The organism is Nocardia pseudovaccinii (assembly GCF_050942345.1).
GTDB lineage: Bacteria > Actinomycetota > Actinomycetes > Mycobacteriales > Mycobacteriaceae > Nocardia > Nocardia pseudovaccinii.
Genome location: NZ_CP192074.1, coordinates 9,306,782 through 9,324,858, shown reverse-complemented (window position 1 = coordinate 9,324,858; position 18,077 = coordinate 9,306,782). Strand labels below are relative to the sequence as shown.

19 protein-coding genes are annotated in these 18,077 nt (G+C 64.7%); 13 read left to right on the top strand and 6 right to left on the bottom strand.

All coding sequences use genetic code 11. The features are described from left to right. The first annotated feature begins 10 nt into the window (after positions 1-10). Complete coding sequence (locus tag ACQPZ2_RS41885; protein WP_433523389.1) at positions 11-769, top strand: helix-turn-helix transcriptional regulator; 759 nt, start codon at positions 11-13, stop codon at positions 767-769. A 33-nt stretch (positions 770-802) separates the two neighbouring features. Here ACQPZ2_RS41885 and ACQPZ2_RS41880 read toward each other — a convergent pair whose 3' ends face one another. The 4 genes from ACQPZ2_RS41880 to ACQPZ2_RS41865 form a co-directional block, all read right to left on the bottom strand. Further along, positions 803-1,240, bottom strand: a complete 438-nt coding sequence (locus ACQPZ2_RS41880) for a type II toxin-antitoxin system VapC family toxin (RefSeq protein ID WP_433523388.1) — start codon at positions 1,238-1,240, stop codon at positions 803-805. Further along, positions 1,230-1,472: an AbrB/MazE/SpoVT family DNA-binding domain-containing protein gene (locus ACQPZ2_RS41875; protein WP_433523387.1), complete on the bottom strand. Its 243-nt coding sequence runs from the start codon at positions 1,470-1,472 to the stop codon at positions 1,230-1,232. The genes ACQPZ2_RS41880 and ACQPZ2_RS41875 overlap by 11 nt, the downstream gene beginning before the upstream one ends. Before the next feature lie 174 nt (positions 1,473-1,646). Further along, positions 1,647-2,753: an acyl-CoA dehydrogenase family protein gene (locus ACQPZ2_RS41870; RefSeq protein ID WP_433523386.1), complete on the bottom strand. Its 1,107-nt coding sequence runs from the start codon at positions 2,751-2,753 to the stop codon at positions 1,647-1,649. 20 nt (positions 2,754-2,773) lie between these two features. Beyond that, positions 2,774-3,967, bottom strand: a complete 1,194-nt coding sequence (locus ACQPZ2_RS41865) for an acyl-CoA dehydrogenase family protein (protein WP_364357308.1) — start codon at positions 3,965-3,967, stop codon at positions 2,774-2,776. A gap of 208 nt (positions 3,968-4,175) precedes the next feature. Here ACQPZ2_RS41865 and ACQPZ2_RS41860 point away from each other — a divergent pair, with 208 nt between their 5' ends. The 12 genes from ACQPZ2_RS41860 to ACQPZ2_RS41805 all read left to right on the top strand — a co-directional run bounded on the left by ACQPZ2_RS41860 (position 4,176) and on the right by ACQPZ2_RS41805 (position 15,731). Further along, positions 4,176-4,364, top strand: coding sequence for a ferredoxin (locus tag ACQPZ2_RS41860; RefSeq protein ID WP_364357305.1), 189 nt, complete (start codon positions 4,176-4,178; stop codon positions 4,362-4,364). Positions 4,365-4,484: 120 nt separating this feature from the next. Next, positions 4,485-5,402: a 3-oxoacyl-ACP reductase gene (locus ACQPZ2_RS41855; RefSeq protein ID WP_063046665.1), complete on the top strand. Its 918-nt coding sequence runs from the start codon at positions 4,485-4,487 to the stop codon at positions 5,400-5,402. A 297-nt stretch (positions 5,403-5,699) separates the two neighbouring features. Next, entirely contained in the window at positions 5,700-6,464 is a 765-nt protein-coding gene (locus tag ACQPZ2_RS41850) for an MlaE family ABC transporter permease (protein WP_387286415.1), read from the top strand. Between the two features lie 4 nt (positions 6,465-6,468). Beyond that, entirely contained in the window at positions 6,469-7,320 is an 852-nt protein-coding gene (locus ACQPZ2_RS41845) for an MlaE family ABC transporter permease (protein ID WP_040686323.1), read from the top strand. A gap of 99 nt (positions 7,321-7,419) precedes the next feature. After that, entirely contained in the window at positions 7,420-8,553 is a 1,134-nt protein-coding gene (locus ACQPZ2_RS41840; RefSeq protein ID WP_433527668.1) for an MCE family protein, read from the top strand. Next, entirely contained in the window at positions 8,550-9,578 is a 1,029-nt protein-coding gene (locus ACQPZ2_RS41835; protein WP_084509547.1) for an MCE family protein, read from the top strand. The genes ACQPZ2_RS41840 and ACQPZ2_RS41835 overlap by 4 nt, the downstream gene beginning before the upstream one ends. Then, the gene (locus tag ACQPZ2_RS41830) at positions 9,575-10,642 is read left to right on the top strand and encodes an MCE family protein (RefSeq protein WP_063046661.1); all 1,068 of its coding nucleotides are present in this window, start codon (positions 9,575-9,577) and stop codon (positions 10,640-10,642) included. Before ACQPZ2_RS41835 ends, ACQPZ2_RS41830 begins: the two co-directional genes overlap by 4 nt. Next, positions 10,639-11,907, top strand: coding sequence for an MCE family protein (locus ACQPZ2_RS41825; protein WP_433523385.1), 1,269 nt, complete (start codon positions 10,639-10,641; stop codon positions 11,905-11,907). The genes ACQPZ2_RS41830 and ACQPZ2_RS41825 overlap by 4 nt, the downstream gene beginning before the upstream one ends. After that, positions 11,904-13,124: an MCE family protein gene (locus ACQPZ2_RS41820; protein ID WP_063046659.1), complete on the top strand. Its 1,221-nt coding sequence runs from the start codon at positions 11,904-11,906 to the stop codon at positions 13,122-13,124. The genes ACQPZ2_RS41825 and ACQPZ2_RS41820 overlap by 4 nt, the downstream gene beginning before the upstream one ends. Beyond that, positions 13,121-14,530, top strand: a complete 1,410-nt coding sequence (locus tag ACQPZ2_RS41815; protein ID WP_433523384.1) for an MCE family protein — start codon at positions 13,121-13,123, stop codon at positions 14,528-14,530. Before ACQPZ2_RS41820 ends, ACQPZ2_RS41815 begins: the two co-directional genes overlap by 4 nt. Next, positions 14,527-15,249, top strand: a complete 723-nt coding sequence (locus tag ACQPZ2_RS41810) for a hypothetical protein (RefSeq protein ID WP_433523383.1) — start codon at positions 14,527-14,529, stop codon at positions 15,247-15,249. Before ACQPZ2_RS41815 ends, ACQPZ2_RS41810 begins: the two co-directional genes overlap by 4 nt. Beyond that, positions 15,246-15,731 carry a h domain protein gene (locus ACQPZ2_RS41805; RefSeq protein ID WP_433523382.1) on the top strand — a complete coding sequence of 162 codons (486 nt, stop codon included), beginning with the start codon at positions 15,246-15,248 and terminating at the stop codon, positions 15,729-15,731. The genes ACQPZ2_RS41810 and ACQPZ2_RS41805 overlap by 4 nt, the downstream gene beginning before the upstream one ends. Here ACQPZ2_RS41805 and ACQPZ2_RS41800 read toward each other — a convergent pair. Beyond that, positions 15,728-17,224, bottom strand: a complete 1,497-nt coding sequence (locus ACQPZ2_RS41800; protein ID WP_433523381.1) for a sensor histidine kinase — start codon at positions 17,222-17,224, stop codon at positions 15,728-15,730. The two genes, ACQPZ2_RS41805 and ACQPZ2_RS41800, sit on opposite strands and share 4 nt — an antisense overlap. Next, complete coding sequence (locus ACQPZ2_RS41795) at positions 17,221-17,958, bottom strand: response regulator transcription factor (RefSeq protein WP_063046655.1); 738 nt, start codon at positions 17,956-17,958, stop codon at positions 17,221-17,223. The genes ACQPZ2_RS41800 and ACQPZ2_RS41795 overlap by 4 nt, the downstream gene beginning before the upstream one ends. Between the last annotated feature and the right edge of the window lie 119 nt (positions 17,959-18,077).

The following is an 18,077-nucleotide window of genomic DNA, read 5'->3' as shown; positions in this document are numbered from 1 at the left end:
AAGGAGGAACATGGATGAACTACAGGTGCCGACGCTCGCCGAATTCGTGCGGATGCGGCGGCAGCGGCCGACCGCGGCGCATCCGGGCGGCCTGAGCCGACAGCAGCTCGCCGAGGCGATCCACTCCAGCGTCGGCTATCTCGCCAAGATCGAACAGGGCGGTGCGTTCAATCCGAGCCCATCGATTCTCGACGCGCTCGCCGACGTCTTCGCACTGGATCCCGACGAGCGCATCCACCTGTATCACCTTGCGCAGCAACGATTCAGCGGCAGACCAAGTCGGCCCGGCCCGGAGCGGCGGCCCGTGCGCAAGACCCTCGACGCCTTGACCCCGCATCTCGCGGCGGCGCTCGACGACGGCTGGCGCATCATCGACTGCAACGACGCCTTCGACGAAGCCTTCCCCGGTCTGGGACCGAACGGACATGCGCTGCGCTGGATGTTCACCGATCCGCGGGCACGTCTGGTGATCGAGGAATGGGAGCGCGAGGCCGATCTGATGGTCGGGCGTTTTCGCGGCTACGCGGGCCGTGCCGGTGCACGAGCCGATGTCCAGTTGCTACTGCGCGAGCTGGGCGCACAGCCCGACTTCCACCGCCTGTGGAATACCGGCCGGGTGTACATCGGCCGTCGCGACCCGACCATCCGGCTCCGGAATCGCAAGACCGGCAAGCCATTCGAAATCCACGTCCAACGATTCCGCACCACGCTGCCCGAGCCGACCCGCCAGCTTTTCGTCGGGTTGCTCGGGGATGATGAGGCCAGATAGCCGCTACCGGAGCGCAAATCAGTGCGCCCGTTTTCATGGCATGGGTGCGATCAGTTCTACGGTCGGAAAATAGCCGCGATACCGGCCGGCGTCACGTGTCAGGAGTCGATATCCGGCGACTGCGGCGTGGGCGCCGATGTAGAAGTCGGGCATCGGGGAGCGCTTCTCGCCGCTGTTACGGCGATAGCGCTGAAATGCCTTGCCCGCCAGGAAGCCGGCGCGGAATGGTAGAGCCTCACGCTCGAACTCGTCGGCGGGCAGCAAATCGTCCAGGTCTTCGACGGTGTCGTACCCGACGGAGACCTCTGCGTAGATGATCGGGTTGATGACCACCCGGCCGGAGTCGAGAGCGTCGGTGATTCGGTCCATCGACCACGGCGCCCAGTGCTCGTCATTGGTCATGACATCGAGTAGGACACACGAATCGATGAGGACGGCGGGCCCGCCGATAGGGGTCGGCCTACTCGCCACGGAGCAGATCCATGATCTCGTCCGTGCTCATACCTTCGATATCCCGGCTGTCCGCGGTTCCGCGCAGGCGCCGGACGAGGCGTTGGCCACGAGTGGGGACGCCTTCGGTGCGAACGATCCGAAGGGTGCCATCGACTTCGATGATTTCGACGTCGTCGCCCTCGCGCAGATTGTGCTTGGCACGCAACTGCGCGGGGATTGTCACCTGGCCCTTGCTGTTGAGCAGCACCATGCCCTCCTCGAGCCGTATCTGTAATACGTGTATTACGTAATACTAGCGCGAACGGCAGGTCGACCTAACTGCTTCGCTCAGCAATCGGCCCGCCGGTGGCAGGTCCGGCGGGCCGATTCGGGAGTGCGGATCCCGACCCTTTCGAGCGACCCGCAAGCAGTCGCCAGCGCTCGGTCAGGCAGGAGTTTCCGCGAGCAGAGAGCCGATGGCCCGCAGGTGGTCACTCGCTCCGCCCAGTGCGAATTCATTGTGCTTCGCGGCGGTGAAGTAGTTGTGCACGATGTGGTCGCGGTCGATGCCGACGCCGCCGTGCACGTGAACCACGGTGTGCGCCACCCGGTGCCCGGCATCGGCGGCCCAGAACTTGGCCGTGTGTACGGCTTCCGCGCTGGCCAGCTCCTCGGAAACCTGCCAGGCCGCCTGGGTGACCGCCAGGCGCAGTCCCTGGACATCGATGTAGGCGTCGGCGAGGCGCTGCGCGACGGCCTGGAAGCTGCCGACCGCCTTGCCGAATTGTTCACGCTCGCGGGCATATTCGGCGACCAGCTCGAGTGCGCGCTCCAGAGTGCCCAATTGCTGTGCGCTCAGGCCGAGCCAGGCGCGGGTCAGGATCCAGTCCAGGATCTCCGCACCGGAGTCCACCGTCGCGACCAATTCGGCCGGGGTGTCATGGAATTCGACGCCGAACTCGGCGCTGAAGTCGACCACACGCTGGGCGGTCACGTTCACGGTCGCATCGGAGGGATCCACCAGGAATAGCGCGGGGGCTCCGGAAACCGTGGCGGGGACCAGGATCCGGGCCGCACGATCGGCATAGGGCACCGTGGTCTTCGCGCCGGTGAGTCGCCAGCCGCCATCGGCCTCGTGCGCAACGGTGGTCGGTTTCGTCGGCTCCCAGTTGTGTTCCTCGGCGAGCCCGGTGGTGAGGATGATGCCGCCCTCACCCGCCTGCCGCGCCCAATCCTGTTGAGCGTCCGAGCCGAAACGCGCGAGCGCACCCGCGCCGACCACGATCGACCACAGGTACGGGACCGCGGCGACATGCTTGCCCAGTTCACGCAGCACCGCACTCTGCTCGAGCGCGCCGAAATCGCCGCCGCCCACCGACTCCGGCAGTGCGGCGGCCAATACGCCGGTCTCGGCGAGCGACTGCCACAGCGGCTCGTCGAAGCGGCCTTCGGCATCGAGTTCGCGGATCCGGTCCGCGGTGACCAACTTGGCGCAGACCTCGGCGGTCAGGCGGGTCAGATCGAGCTGAGCTTCGGTGGGTGTGAAATCCATGGTGTCTACCTGCTTTCTACTCAGCGCGCCGCGGCGGGTTGCTTGAGTGCGGTCATGGCGATGATGTCGCGCTGGACCTCGTTGGTGCCGCCACCGAAGGTGAGGATCAGTGCGGCGCGGTGGAACCGCTCCAACCGTCCGCGCAGCTCGGCGCCCGGCGAATCCTGACGCAGATAGGCCTGCGGGCCGAGGATTTCCATCAGCAGCCGGTAGGCCTCGGTGGACAGTTCGGTGCCGTAGACCTTGCAGGTCGAGGCATCCCACGGCCGCGGTGCGGCATCCCCGCCCGCATCGGCCCGGCTGGCGATCTCCCAGTTCAGTAGCTTCAGATATTCGACCTTGGCCTGCACCCTGGCCAGATTGAGCCGCACCCATTCCTGATCGATCACCCGGGAACCGTCGCCCGCCTTGGTGTTGCGCGCCCATTCGGTGGTCTGGTTCAGCGCGACCATGAGCGGTCCGGCCGAGGTCAGCGCGACGCGCTCGTGGTTGAGCTGATTGGTGATCAGCGCCCAGCCGCCGTTCTCCTGGCCGACCAGTGAACTGGTCGGCACCCGGACGTCCTGGTAATAGGTGGCGCTGGTATCCGGTCCGGCCATGGTGTGCACCGGGGTCCAGGAGAAGCCCTCAGCGGTGGTCGGCACGATGAGCATGCTGATGCCCTTGTGCTTCTTGGCAGTCGGATCGGTGCGGACCGCGAGCCAGACATAGTCGGCGTACGCGATCAGGCTGGTCCACATCTTCTGGCCGTTGATCACGTAGTCGTCGCCGTCGCGCACGGCGGTGGTGCGCAGGCTGGCCAGGTCGGTGCCCGCGCCCGGTTCCGAATAGCCGATGGAGAAGTGCAGTTCACCGGCGGCGATCTTGGGCAGGAAGAATTTCTTCTGTTCCTCGCTGCCGTAGTGCATGATCGTCGGCGCCACCGAATTGATGGTGAGGAAGGGCACCGGCGCACCGGCGATGGCCGCCTCATCGGTGAAGATCAGCTGGTCCATGGTCGGGCGGTCCTGGCCGCCGAACTCCTTGGGCCAGGCCAGGGTGAGCCAGCCGTCGCGGCCCATTTCCTGGACCACTTCGCGGTAGACGTTGCCGTGGCCGTACTCGCCGGTGGTCGCGCTCAGGGCGGCTCGGCGCTCCGGGGTGATCAGCCGGGCGAAGTAGTCGCGCAGCTCCGCGCGGAGCTCTTCCTGCTGCGGCGTGTACGCAATGCGCATGGCAATACCTCTTGGGGGATGGTCAGCCGACGGAGCTTGCGGAGTCGGCGGGGTGGGAAGAGTTCAGCCTTCGTTCGATGTCGGTCAACCGATCATTGCATACGAACTGAAACATGTTCCAGTATTGCTACCGAATCCGCACAATGGCGGTATCCGATATGACCTGGTGTTGTTAGGCTTCGACCAGAGTCGCTTTTAAGGAGTTCCCATGAAGGTCACGGTCGATCCGGATCAGTGCGAGGCCAACGGAATCTGTGTCGGAATCGCCCCCGACGTCTTCGAACTCGATGACGAGGACGTGCTGCACATCGTGGAAGCCGACGTACCTGCGGATCGGCTCGCCGATGTCGAGGACGCGGTGGCCCAGTGTCCGAAGGCGGCGCTGAAGTTGCAGTAGCCGATGCTTGCCGATAGCTGGAACACGTTCTAGAGTCTGCCCCGTGAGTGAGCGCAGCGAACGAGCCGAAGACACAGCGTGTATCACACACGGCGGAACCGAGCGCAGCGAGGTGCAGCCGTGAGTGATGTAGACAACACGGATGTCAGCCTTGCTGGGCGGGTGGCCATCGTTACCGGTGGCGGCGCCGGACTGGGGCGCGCCGAGGCGCTGGCCCTGGCGGGGGCGGGCGCGTCGGTGGTAGTCAACGACCTGACGGAGTCGGATGCGGTGGCCGAGACCCTCGCCGATATCCGTGCGCTCGGTGCCAAGGCCGAGTTCGTCGCGGGCAGCATTGCCGAGCGGTCGACCGCCGATGCGCTCATCAGCACCGCCGAGGAAGCTTTCGGCAGCGTCGACATCGTGGTGAACAATGCGGGCATCACCCGCGACCGCATGTTGTTCAACATGTCCGACGAGGACTTCGACGCGGTGGTCGCGGTGCATCTGCGCGGCCATTTCCTATTGACTCGCAATGCGGGCGCCTACTGGCGGGCCAAGTCCAAGGCGGCGGGCGCGCCGATCTACGGCAGGCTCGTCAACACTTCTTCCGAGGCGGGCCTGCTCGGCCCGGAGGGGCAGGCCAACTACGGCGCGGCCAAGGCCGGTATCACCGCGCTGACGCTCTCCGCCGCGCGCGGTCTGTCCCGATTCGGCGTACGCGCCAATGCCATTGCGCCCCGGGCGCGCACCGCGATGACCGAGGCGGTCTTCAGCGCGGCGCCGGAGGGCGGCATCGATCCACTCTCGCCCGATCATGTGGCGCGCTTGGTCGCATATCTCGCTTCGCCCGCCGCCGATGCGGTCAACGGGCAACTGTTCGTCGTGTACGGGCCGATGGTCGCGCTGATGGCCGCGCCGGTCGTCGAGGAGCGCTTCGACGCCGCCGATGATCACTGGTCGGTAAACGATCTCGCCGCCACGCTCGGCGGATACTTCGCGCAGCGGCCCACGGGGCGTACGTTTTCAGCGTCTTCTTTGATCGATCTGGACAACTGACGCTGTGATGGCAGGTGCCATCGGAAACCAGCTGATCACTCGTCCAGTTGTTGATCACCGATGCGGCGCTTGGTAGACATGGGAGTCGACGGTGCGTGACGCCTCACAAGGGTTAGGCCACCCTCAAATGACACCTGTTACAAATTCATGGGCCGAATTTGAGAAAAATGGCAGTTCAAATATGCCAAAAAGCTTCCTACAGCAATGTGAACATGTTCTAATCGTTGCGGCGATGTGGCCAGGGGTGGGGCATCGTGCGATGAGCAGAATCAGCAGGATGAGCAAGGAGGATCGTGCATGAACGAGGTCCTTGCTGTGCCATTGCGGGCAGTCGGCGGATTCTTCGAACTCGTTGCCGACGTCGCGCGGGCCAGCATTCGACGTCCGTTCCAAGGGCGCGAGTTCATTGATCAGGCCTGGTTCATCGCACGCGTTTCGATCATTCCGACCCTGCTGGTGGCGATTCCGTTCACCGTGCTGGTGAGCTTCACGCTCAACATTCTGCTGCGCGAAATCGGCGCCGCGGATCTCAGCGGCGCCGGTGCGGCATTCGGTGCGGTCACCCAGGTCGGGCCGATTGTCACCGTATTGATCGTGGCGGGCGCGGGCGCCACCGCGATCTGCGCGGATCTCGGGGCGCGAACCATTCGCGAAGAGATCGATGCGATGCGGGTACTCGGTATCGACCCGGTGCAGCGGCTGGTGGTGCCGCGGGTGCTGGCCTCGATGTTCGTGGCATTGATGTTGAACGGCCTGGTGTGCACCATCGGCATCGTCGGCGGCTTCCTGTTCTCGGTGCTGCTGCAGGACGTGAATCCGGGCGCTTTCGTCAATGGCATCACGCTGCTCACCCATCTGCCCGAGCTGGTCATCTCCGAAGTGAAGGCCGGTTTGTTCGGGCTGATCGCCGGACTGGTCGCCTGTTATCTCGGCCTGAATGTCAAAGGTGGTCCCAAGAGTGTCGGTGATGCGGTGAATCAGACCGTTGTCTTCGCCTTTATGGCCCTGTTCGTGGTGAATGTCGTGGTCACCGCCGTCGGTATCAAGTTCGCGGCGCGGTGAGGCGATGGCATTCGTAATCCAATCCCGCTTCCCGCGTACCGTGCGGCGAGTGCGTCGCTTTTCGAATTCGCTCGATTCGCTGGGTAAACATGCGGTGTTCTATGCGCAGACAATCGGTTCCATCCCGCGCGCACTGATCTACTATCGCACCGAGACCATTCGTTTGATCGCCGAAATCAGCATGGGCACAGGCGCTTTGGCGGTTATCGGCGGCACGGTGGTCATCGTCGGATTTCTCACGCTGTTCACCGGCGGCACCATCGCGGTGCAGGGTTACAGTTCGCTCGGCAATATCGGCGTCGAGGCGCTGACGGGCTTCTTCGCGGCATTCATCAATGTGCGCATCGCGGCGCCGGTGATCTCCGGAATCGGTTTGGCCGCAACCATCGGCGCGGGTTCGACCGCGCAGCTGGGCGCCATGCGGGTGGCCGAGGAGATCGACGCGCTCGAGTCCATGGCGATCCGGCCGGTGCCGTATCTGGTCGGCACCCGGGTGCTCGCGGGCATGATCGCGATCGTGCCGCTGTACGCGCTCGCGGTGATCTGCTCGTTCATCGCCAGCCGATTCGCCACCGTGGTCATCTACGGGCAGTCGGCGGGCGTCTACGACCACTACTTCTCCACCTTCCTGATCCCAAGCGACATCCTCTGGTCGTTCGCCCAGGCGATCTTCATGGCCTTGGCGGTCATGATGATTCACACCTACTACGGCTACAACGCCGCGGGCGGTCCGGTCGGCGTCGGGATCGCGGTCGGCAATGCGGTGCGGGCCTCGCTGGTCGCGGTGGTCACGGTGACACTGCTGATCTCGCTGGCCATCTACGGCACCTCCGGCAACTTCCATCTCTCCGGGTAGAGCGGTATGGCAACGAAGCAATCGGGAAGCGGCCCAAACACTTCAGCCTGGGCCGCAGCACTGCGCGGCGGGCTCGGGCTCAAGCTCGCCGGGCTCGGCATGGTGATCGCGCTGGTCGTGGTCGTGTCCATCGCGATGGTCATGTTCTTCGGCGGATTCACCAAGACGGTGACCGTCACGGTGGACGCGCCGCGCAGCGGCCTGGTGCTCGATCCCGACGCCAAGGTGAAGATCCGCGGTGTGGAGATCGGCCGGGTCTCGGAGATCGTGCAGACCGCCGACGGTGCGAAGCTGACGCTGGCGATGGATCCCGAACTGCTGAAAATGGTTCCATCCAATGCGACCGTGGATATCAAGTCCACCACCGTATTCGGCGCCAAATACATCAATTTCACCGCGCCGGACCAGGCTTCGTCGACCCCGCTGAAGCCGGGATCGACCGTGACGGCCGAATCGGTGACCGTCGAATTCAATACGCTGTTCCAGCATCTGACCGATGTGCTGCAGAAAATCGAGCCGGAAAAGCTCAATGCCACACTGTCGGCGCTGGGCACCGCGCTCCAGGGGCGCGGTGAGAAGCTCGGTGATCTGCTCGCCCGCAGCGATGCCTACCTGCGCGATATCAATCCGAGTCTGCCCGCGCTGCAACGGGATCTGGTCTCCTCGACCGGCGTCACCAATCTGTATGCCGACACCGTGCCGGATCTGCTGCGCACCACCGACAACGTGACCGTGACGGCCAAAACGCTCGTCGAGGAGCAGGAGAACGTCGATGCGATGCTGGCCAACCTCATCGGATTGGCCGATACGACCGGCTCGGTGCTGCACGAGAACGAGCAGCCGCTGGTGACGGCGCTGGATCTGCTGCGTCCGACCACCCAGCTGCTCAACGACTACAAGCCAGCGCTGTACTGCCTGGTCGTCGGCCTGGCCAATGTGCTCCCGATCGGTGAGGACATCTTCGGCGGACGGTTCGACGCGGTGCCGCTGAACGCGAGTTTCATGCCGGGCGCCGATGCCTACCAGTACCCGCAGGACCTGCCGAAGGTGAATGCCACCGGCGGGCCGCACTGCGAGGGCGTGCTGGATCGGGTGCCGGACAGCCATGCGAACTTCGTGGTCACCGATACTTCCGAGGGCCATGTGTGGACGCCGTCGACGACGACACATCTGAACGGGCCCAAAGTGTTCCAGCTGCTGTTCGCCGGATTGCCGGGGGTGGGGCAGCTGTGAAACCGCGCGCGACAACCGTCAAGCTGACGATCTTCACCCTGGTGATGGCGCTGGTATTGGCCGGACTGGTGGTGGTGTTCAGCCAGATGCGCTTCGCCAGGGAGACCGGCTATCACGCGGTCTTCACCAACTCCTCCGGCATGCTGGACGGTGCCAAGGTTCGAATCGCCGGTGTGCCGGTGGGTTCGGTGACCGGGGTGCATGTCGGCAAGGACAATCTCGCCCACGTCGATTTCGATGTGGACAGCAAGTACCGGCTCTACACCAGCACCAAGGCGACCATCCGCTACGAAAACCTGGTCGGGGACCGGTATCTCGAACTGCTGGAGGGGCCTGGCTCCGCGAAGGTGATGTCCAAGGGCAGCACGATCGGCCTCGATCGGACCTCGCCCGCACTCGATCTGGATATGTTGCTCGGCGGCTTCAAACCGCTGCTGCGCGGCCTCGATCCGGCTCAGGTCAATGATCTGACCGAGGCGCTGCTCCAGGTTTTCCAGGGGCAGGGCGGCACGCTCGTCGCACTGCTGAACAGTTCCGGATCGTTCGCCAAAACCCTCGCCGATCGAGATGCGTTGATCGGCAGCGTGATCGAGAATCTGAAGACCGTGCTCGCCACGATCGATGACCGCGATCAGCAGTTCGCCACCACACTCGAGGAATTGCAGCGGCTGGTCAGCGGTTTGGCCGCGGACAAGGATCCGATCGGCGCCGCCCTGCCGCGGATCGCCGGTGCGACAGGGGATCTGACCGATCTGCTGCAGCAGGCCCGGCCGGATCTGAAGACCACCATCGAGCAGACCGGCACCGTCGCCGCGACTCTCGACGACGGCTCCGACACCGTCCAGTGGGTGCTCGATCGGCTGCCCGAAACCTACAAGAAGCTGGTCCGGATCGGTTCCTACGGGTCGTTCCTGAATATGTACGTGTGCGGCACGAACTTCATTGTCGACGGGCCGGACGGCAAGCCGATGCACATCACCCTGCCCGGTATGCAGACGACGGGAAGGTGTGCGAAGAGCCGATGAAGGAAACTCGATCACGCGCGGTCTCGCTCGGCATCATCGGCATTGTCGTCGCGACCACGGTCTCACTGTCCGCACTGCAGGTCGACCGGCTGCCGTTCATCCGCTCCGGCGCGACCTACACCGCGTACTTCGCCGATGCGGGCGGACTGGTTCCCGGTGACAATGTGCAGGTCGCCGGTGTGAAGTCGGGACGCGTCGAGCAGGTGAAGCTGGACGGTGCGAAGGTCTACGTCCGGTTCACGCTGGACGAGGGAATCGTGCTCGGCAATAAGACGAGTGCCGCCATCAAGACCAATACGGTGCTCGGCCGGAAATCGCTCGAGGTGACTCCGTCGGGCAGCGGTTCGACCCGGACGAACGACACGATTCCGCTGGACCGCACCACCTCGCCGTATTCGCTCACCGACGCGCTCGGCGATCTGACGAATACCGTCAAGGGCCTGGACATGGATCAGGTCAACCGGACGCTGGACGCGCTGTCCACGACCTTCGCCGATACTCCGGCGCCGCTGCGGTCGGCACTCGACGGCGTCACCCAGCTTTCGCGCAGCCTGAATGCCAGGGACAAGGCGCTGACCGAGTTGCTCGGCCGGGCGCAGAACGTCACGAAGGTGCTCGCCGATCGCAGCAATCAGATCAACGCGCTGCTGGTCGACGGCAATGACCTGCTCGGCGAATTGGATCGGCGGCGCGGCGCGCTCAGTCAGTTGATCGTGTACATCAACGGGCTGGCCCAACAGCTGACCGGCCTCGTCAACGACAACGAGGCGCAGCTGAAACCCACACTGGACCGGCTGAATTCGGTGCTCGCACTGCTGCAATCCAATAAAGACAACCTGTCGAAGGCGCTCGATGGCCTCGGTCCGTTCTCGGCCGCGCTCGGTGAGCAGGTCGGCAGCGGTCCGTACTTCCAGGCGTATGTCTCGAACGCGACCACGCGTGGCCTGCAGATCCTGGTCGACGCGCTGGTGTGGCCGCAGCATGTGCCGGACTCCTTCCGCGCATATCTGACCGACCCCGCGTTGCCGTCGATCGAGCCCGCGATTCAGGAGCCGCCGCGATGAATGCATTGCGCACTGTTCGTTCGGCACCGCGGTGGGTGCGGCTGCTCGCGCTGGTCGTCATCGCCGCGCTGGTGATCGCAGGCGGGTGGTCACTGATATCGCGGATCGGAAAGACCTCGATCACCGCGTATTTCCCGTCCACGACCGGCCTGTACGCCGGTGACGAGGTGCGCGTGCTCGGGGTCGAGGTCGGCCGGATCGACTCCATCGATCCCGGTAAAGACCAGGTCCGGGTCGCGATGACACTCGATCGCGGCATCGAGATCCCCGCGGACGCCAAGGCGGTCATCATTTCACCGTCGCTGGTGTCGGCGCGATTCATCCAATTGGCCCCGGCCTACACCGGCGGGCCGAAAATGCACGACGGCAGCGTGATTCCGATCGAGCACACCGCGGTTCCGGTCGAATGGGATGACATCAAGGCCGAATTGTCCAAGCTGGCAACGACATTGGGGCCGGTCGGCGACGATAAGCAGGGCTCGTTCGGGCGGTTCGTGAATACCGCCGCCGACAATCTCGGCAATGGCAATGCGGAGGCGTTGCGCGATACCCTGCGCGAGCTGTCGCACACGCTGAGTACGTTGTCGGACGGGCGCACCGATCTGTTCGGCACCATCCGCAATCTGCAGCAGTTCGTGGATGTGCTGTCCAAGAGCAACGATCAGATCGTCCAGTTCGGCGGTCGGCTCGCCTCGGTCTCGTCGGTGCTCGCGAACGTATCCGGTGATCTCGGTACCGGACTGGACAATCTCGACATCGCCGTCGGTGATGTGCAGCGGTTCATCCAAGAGCGCGGCGGGGCGCTGACCGAGGGTGTGCAGCGGCTGGCCGAGGTGACCCAGATCCTCGCGGATAAGCGGCCCCAGCTCGAGCAGGTATTGCATGCCGGGCCGACGGCTCTGGCGAACTTCTATCAGATCTACGATCCCGCGCAGGGCAGTCTCACCGGCGCCGTCGTCGGGACGAACTTCGCCAACCCGTTCGCCTTCCTCTGCGGCGCGGTAGAGGCGAACGATGCGAATGGTTCAGATCAGAGCGCCGCCCTGTGCCGACAGTATCTGGCACCGGTCATCCAGCAGCTCATGATGAATTACCCACCGCTGCTTGTTAATCCGGCCTCCAATCAGACCGCGTTCCCGCATCAGCTCGTCTACAGTCCGCCGAGTCTGGCCGCGCGCGGGCCGAGTGATTCGGTGCCGCAGTCGGATCCGGTCACGGTGCCGAACGGTATCGCCGGGCTGGCCATTCCGGGAGGAGGGCGATGATGCGCAGGCGAATGGCCGGTGCGGCAATCGGATTGGCCGTTGTGCTCGGAGTCAGCGGCTGCGAATGGGATGGGCTCAATTCGCTGCCCATGCCGGGTACGGCCGGAAGTGACAACGCCTACCAAGTCGAGATCCAGATGCCCAATGTCACCACACTGACCCGCAATTCGCCGGTCCGCGTGAACGACGTGACGGTCGGCACGGTGTCGAAGATCGAGGTCGAGGGCTGGCACGCGCTGGTCACCGTCTCGTTGAACAACGATGTGAAACTGCCCGCCAATGCGACCGCCCGAATCGGGCAGACCAGTCTGCTCGGCAGCAATCATCTCGAACTCGCCGCGCCGAAAGATGTTCCGGCACAGGGTGAGCTGAAGAATGGCGATCTGATCCCACTGGATCGGGCCGGTGTCTATCCGACCACCGAGCAGACCCTGTCATCGCTGTCGGTGGTGCTCAACGGTGGCGGCATCAGTCAGCTCGAAACCATTACCCACGAACTCAATGCCGCATTCAACGGTCGCGAGGATGCGATCCGGGATCTGCTGCCGCAGCTGACCGAGCTGACCACCACACTGGATTCGCAGACCAAAGACATCATCGATGCGATGGGTGGACTGGACCGGTTCGCAGGCACGCTGGCCAAGCAGAAGGATCGGGTGGCCGCGGCGATCGAACAGATCCACCCGGCGCTCACCGTGCTCGCCGATCGGCGCGAGGACATCACGCATACCCTTACCGCCCTCGGTGATCTGAGCGATGTGGTGCAGCGGATCATCGCGCAGGGCGGGGACAATCTGAAGGCGAATCTGGCGAATCTGGCGCCCGTGCTGGAGACGCTGGCCAGCACCGGGAACAGCCTGGTCGAGGTCATGAAGATACTCTTCACCTTCCCGTTCCCGATGAAGAATCTCGATCACGCGGTCAAGGGCGACTACATGAACCTGATCATGACCGTCGACATCACCGGCAAGCGATTGGATTCGAACTTCCTCACCGGCACTCCGCTCGGCGGTCGCTTCGGCGGGGTCGAAGGTGCACTCGGCGGTCTGGCCGGGACGGCGGAGGGCAATAGCAATCCGGCGACGGCACCACTGCAGTCACCTGGCGCGACTCCGGCTCCGACGCCGAGTATCCCTGGGCTGCCGCCGATTCCGGGTCTGCCCGCGATTCCCGGCCTCACCGTTCCGCCCGCCGGGCAGGAAGGCGCGGGCCGATGAAACTCACGCGATTCGTCAAGATCCAGTTGGCCATCTTCTCGGTGCTTACGGTGATCGGCTTGGTGGTGATGGGCGGTACCTATGTGGGGCTGCCCGCCATGTTCGGTATCGGCCGCTACGAGGTGACCGTCAAACTGTTGGCCACCGGCGGGCTGTATCCGACCGCCAATGTCGCCTACCGCGGCACGAATGTCGGCAAGGTGGAAGAGGTTCGGCTCACCCCGACGGGTGTGGACGCGAAGCTGTCCATCAAGAGCGACTACAAGATTCCGTCCGATGTCGACGCGTGGGTGCGCAGCGTCTCGGCCATCGGTGAGCAGTACGTCGATCTGGTGCCGGTCGCGAATGCCAAGGGCGGCAACCTTTCCGACGGTTCGGTGATTCCGGTGGATCGCACCGAGCTGCCCGAGGATATCGGCACCGTGCTCGATCGTTCCGATCGTCTGCTGTCCAGCATTGCCGATACCAAGCTGCGGCAGGTGATCGACGATGCGTTCAAGGCCTTCAACGGGGCCGGACCGGATCTGCAGAAGTTCATCGATTCCGCATCGCTGCTGGTGCAGGAGGCCCAGGCGAATGCCGAGCCGACCAAGGACCTGCTGGAAAAGATCGGGCCGCTGCTGGATACGCAGAATTGGTCCGATGCGGCGATCCGGTCGTGGACCCAGGACCTGGCGACGGTCACCGACCAACTGCGCGCCCATGATCCGGCACTGCGGAATGTCATCGAGAAGACGCCCGGCGCGGCACAGCAGGTCAGTTCGCTGTTCCAGGACCTGCGCCCGACCCTGCCGATCCTGCTGTCGAATCTGGTCAGCGTGGGTCAGGTCGCGGTGACCTATCACTCGGGTCTGGAACAGATCCTGGTGATTTATCCGCCGCTGACCGCCGCGTTCCTGACGGCCATCCGCGGCCCCGTCGAATACGGTGCCGTGGTGGACTTCCACCTGGAACTCAACGATCCGCCCGGCTGCACCACCGGCTTCCTCACGCCGGAGCAGCGCCGATCACCCGCCCAGCTCGACACCCCGGACACGCCGCCCGGGCTGTACTGCAAGGTGGCGCAGAACGCCAAGGAAGCCGTCCGCGGTATCCGCAATACGCCGTGCATGGAGGTGCCGGGTAAGCGGGCGCCATCGCCGGAGCTGTGCCGCGACCCGAACGGCTATGTGCCCGAAGGCAATAACCCGGCCTTCGGTCCGCCGCAACCGGTGACACCGTCGGGTGACCCGATCGGCGATCAGGGCTCGACCCACCCGGCCGCACACAGTACGACATTGGATCCCAGCAGTGGGACTTTCATGGGACCGGACGGACGCACGTACCGTCAGGGGGATATCGGAAAGGACGGATCCGGCACGATACCGTCGAGTTGGCAGGCGATGCTTCAGGAGCAGCAGCAATGAGCGAATCCAGTGTGGTCAAGGTCCGGTCGAGGCGACGGGCGGTGCGTTCGGCGGGGCCGCCGCCGGAGGACACCCTCCCGCTCGAGACCGAAGGTGTCGAGCTCACCAAGGCCGTCGATGTCACGGTCAAGGTGACGAAGTCGGAGTCGGACAGCGACGATGCCGAACCCGTGACCACACTGGAGATACCCAGCGTTGCGGATGCCGTCGACGACGATCCGAAGTCCGGCCCGCCGCGCTGGGTGCTCATCGCAAGTGCCGCCGCGGCCGCGGTCGTGGCGATCGCGCTGGTGATCGGGACCGGATTCTTCGCCTACAACCTGCACACCGCATCCGACCGCGATGCGCGGCGCGCGGACTACGTGCAGACCGCCAAGCAGGCGATCCTCAATCTCACCACCATCAAGGACGACACCGCCAAGGCCGATATCGACCGCGTCCTCGCGGTGGCCTCGGGCGAACTCAAGGCCGAATACTCGCAGCGCAAGGACGCCTACGCGAGCGTGGTCGAACAGGCCAAGGTGAAGGCCACCGGTGAGATCATCGAATCCGCCATCGAGAGCGAGGACGGTGATTCGGCACGCGTGCTGGTCGCCGCCAAGCAGACCCTGACCAATGCGGGTATGGCGGATCCGCAGACGCGGTACTACCGATTCCGGGTCACCGTCACCCGCGGCGACAACGGGATCACCGCCTCACAAGTGGAGTTCGTGGCATGAACAGGCGTCTGATTCTGGTGGCTTCCGCAGTCGCCCTCGTCATCGTCGCGCTGGCGGCCGTCTGCGGCGTCACCGGGTACAAGTACTGGAACGACCGCAAGAGCGAACAGGCGCGCACCCAGGCCGTCCCCGCAGCCCAACGCACCGTCGAAGCGATGTTCACCTACAACTTCAAAACGGTGGACGCCGAATTGCCGAAGGCCGCCGACAATCTCGGCGGCAGCTTCCGCGACGACTACCTGAAACTGATCAAGGAAGCCATCGCCCCCGGCGCCAAGGAAAAGGAACTCAACGTCCAGGCCACCACCCAGGCCAGCGGCGTAGTCTCCGCCGAACCCGCCCACGCCGTAGTCATGCTCTACCTGAACCAGGTAAGCACCGGTAAAGACTCCCCCCAAGCCAACATCAGCACCAGCCGAGTCCGGGTAACCCTCGACAAAAACGACAGCCGCTGGCTCGTCTCCGCGGTCACCCCGATCTAGTGGATTTCGCGGGGTAGGCGGACGGTGAAGGTGGTGCCTTCGCCCTCGGCGCTTTCGACGCCCACGGTGCCGTTGTGTGCGTCGACCAGGGCTTGGACGATGGACAGGCCGAGGCCGGTGCCGCCGCTGGCGCGGGTGCGGGAAGTGTCGGTGCGGTAGAAGCGTTCGAAGATGCGCTCGGCCTCCTCGGGCGGCAAGCCCTGACCCGTGTCGGCGACCTCCAGCAGGACCTCGTCGTCGGTTGGGGTCAGCCGGACCCTGACGTCGGCGTCCGGTGGTGTGTGCGTGAGTGCGTTGTTCAGCAGGTTGGCCAGTATCTGACGCAGCCGCGCTTCATCGCCGGTCACTTCCAATGTTCCTGTGCCCGAACGGATTTCCAGCTCGACGGAGCGGCGCGGACCGTCGTCGCCATTGGCCGCGGTGACGGCGCGGGCGTTGTGCACGGCGTCGCTGGCGATGGCGAGCAGGTCGACCGGGCCCAGTTCCAGCGGACGCTGTGCGTCCAATCGGGCCAGCATCAACAGGTCCTCGACCAAGAGTCCCATGCGCTGGGCCTCGTGTTCGATGCGGTCCATGAACATGGCCGGGTCCGCGGTCGCGCCCTGCCGATACAGTTCGGCGAAGCCGCTGATGGTGGTGAGCGGGGTGCGCAGTTCATGGCTCGCGTCGGCGACGAAGCGGCGCATCTTCGCCTCGGAGCGCCGGGCCGCCGATTCGGAGGCTTCCGTCGCGGCGAAGGCCCGTTGGATCTGGGCCAGCATGCCGTTGAGCGATTGGGAAAGCCGGTCGACCTCGGTGTTGGTGCCGCGCACCGGAACTCGGCGATGCAGATCACCGGCGGCGATGGCGGCTGCGGTCTTCTCGACCGCGCGCAACGGCCGCAGACTGCGCCGGATCACGAAGTAGGCGAGCACCGCCAGCGCGGCGAGCACCGCGGCACCGACCATGAGCTGCAACATGATCAGTCGATTGACCGTGTCGATGTTCTCGGTGAGCGGTATCGCGACCGTCGTCGTCGTATCGGGTGACACCGCCGTCATGGTCCGCCATTTGACCGTCGAACCGTTCTTGGAGCCGACGGTTACCGCTCTGGTGAGGACCTTGCTGCCCGGCGGATCCGTGGTCGGCCGCACATCGGGCAGTCGCGGCAGTTCCGGCTCGGCCTCCTCGTTGAACGGTCTGGTCTCGAGATAAGTCGTGCCGTTGCCGCCCGGGGTCGGTTCGATGTGGACAAAGAAGGTGCTGGACGGATGCGACGGATTCGAAGGAGTCGGCGGCCGCGGCCGCGACCACGCCATCACCGCATCGCGAAGTTGCTGATCGGTGCGGTGCAGCAGCGAATTCTCCAGCGCCGAGGTGACGACCGTGCCGGATGCGAACAATCCGAGCGCGGAAAGCAGTACGAGCGCCAGCACCAGCGTGACCCGCAGCGGAATCGCCGAAGAAGCGCTTGCCAGTTTGCGACGGGTCTGTTCGAGCCGGGACGTGATCATTTGTCGGACTGGCGTGTGCGATTCGGTGCGCGCATCACGTAGCCCACACCACGCAGTGTGTGAATCAAGCGCTGATCGCCCGTGTCGACCTTCTTGCGCAGATACGAGACATAGGTTTCGACCACGCCGACCTCACCCCCGAAGTCGTAGCGCCACACGTGGTCCAGGATGCGCGGCTTACTCAACACCGTTCCGGCATTGACCATGAAATACCGCAGCAGGGTGAATTCGGTGGGCGACAACGCAACCGGCTCGCCCGCCTTCCACACCTCGTGCGTATCGTCGTCGAGTTCGATGTCCTCGAACCGGAGTCGTGAACTCTCACGCTGCGGCGCGGCATGACCGAAGCGGCGCAGGACAACGCGCAGCCGGGCCACCACTTCCTCGAGGCTGAACGGTTTGGTGATGTAGTCGTCGGCGCCGAGGGTGAGTCCGGCGACCTTGTCCTGCACATCGTCGCGTGCGGTCAGGAACAGCACCGGTGCGTCGATGCCGTCGGCGCGCAGTCGGCGCAGCAGCCCGAAGCCGTCCATACCCGGCATCATCACATCGACGATCAGTGCCTGCGGCCGGAAGGTGCGCGCCTTGTCCAGCGCCTGCGCCCCGTCGATAGCAGTATCGACGGCGAACCCCTGATAGCGCAGGCTCACCGACAGGAGCTCCACGATCATGGGTTCGTCGTCCACCACCAGCACTCGGGCCTCGGGCGTGGACTCCGCGGGCGCACCACTCATTTCTTCATAGTCCGGCAATCGACTGGGAACTGTCTGGACCTTGGCTGGGTGATTCCTGTGAGTGCTCTGTCTGATTTGCCGCGCCTGCGGCGCGGCGTGTTCGCGGCCCCCTGGTGTCT

Coding starts and splice junctions, on each gene's coding strand:
- ACQPZ2_RS41885 (WP_433523389.1), top strand. CDS start 11: ATGGATGAACTACAGGTGCCGACGCTCGCCGAATTCGTGCGGATGCGG.
- ACQPZ2_RS41875 (WP_433523387.1), bottom strand. CDS start 1,472: ATGGTGCTGCTCAACAGCAAGGGCCAGGTGACAATCCCCGCGCAGTTG.
- ACQPZ2_RS41870 (WP_433523386.1), bottom strand. CDS start 2,753: ATGGATTTCACACCCACCGAAGCTCAGCTCGATCTGACCCGCCTGACC.
- ACQPZ2_RS41865 (WP_364357308.1), bottom strand. CDS start 3,967: ATGCGCATTGCGTACACGCCGCAGCAGGAAGAGCTCCGCGCGGAGCTG.
- ACQPZ2_RS41860 (WP_364357305.1), top strand. CDS start 4,176: ATGAAGGTCACGGTCGATCCGGATCAGTGCGAGGCCAACGGAATCTGT.
- ACQPZ2_RS41850 (WP_387286415.1), top strand. CDS start 5,700: ATGAACGAGGTCCTTGCTGTGCCATTGCGGGCAGTCGGCGGATTCTTC.
- ACQPZ2_RS41845 (WP_040686323.1), top strand. CDS start 6,469: ATGGCATTCGTAATCCAATCCCGCTTCCCGCGTACCGTGCGGCGAGTG.
- ACQPZ2_RS41840 (WP_433527668.1), top strand. CDS start 7,420: ATGGTGATCGCGCTGGTCGTGGTCGTGTCCATCGCGATGGTCATGTTC.
- ACQPZ2_RS41830 (WP_063046661.1), top strand. CDS start 9,575: ATGAAGGAAACTCGATCACGCGCGGTCTCGCTCGGCATCATCGGCATT.
- ACQPZ2_RS41825 (WP_433523385.1), top strand. CDS start 10,639: ATGAATGCATTGCGCACTGTTCGTTCGGCACCGCGGTGGGTGCGGCTG.
- ACQPZ2_RS41820 (WP_063046659.1), top strand. CDS start 11,904: ATGATGCGCAGGCGAATGGCCGGTGCGGCAATCGGATTGGCCGTTGTG.
- ACQPZ2_RS41815 (WP_433523384.1), top strand. CDS start 13,121: ATGAAACTCACGCGATTCGTCAAGATCCAGTTGGCCATCTTCTCGGTG.
- ACQPZ2_RS41810 (WP_433523383.1), top strand. CDS start 14,527: ATGAGCGAATCCAGTGTGGTCAAGGTCCGGTCGAGGCGACGGGCGGTG.
- ACQPZ2_RS41805 (WP_433523382.1), top strand. CDS start 15,246: ATGAACAGGCGTCTGATTCTGGTGGCTTCCGCAGTCGCCCTCGTCATC.
- ACQPZ2_RS41800 (WP_433523381.1), bottom strand. CDS start 17,224: ATGATCACGTCCCGGCTCGAACAGACCCGTCGCAAACTGGCAAGCGCT.
- ACQPZ2_RS41795 (WP_063046655.1), bottom strand. CDS start 17,958: ATGAGTGGTGCGCCCGCGGAGTCCACGCCCGAGGCCCGAGTGCTGGTG.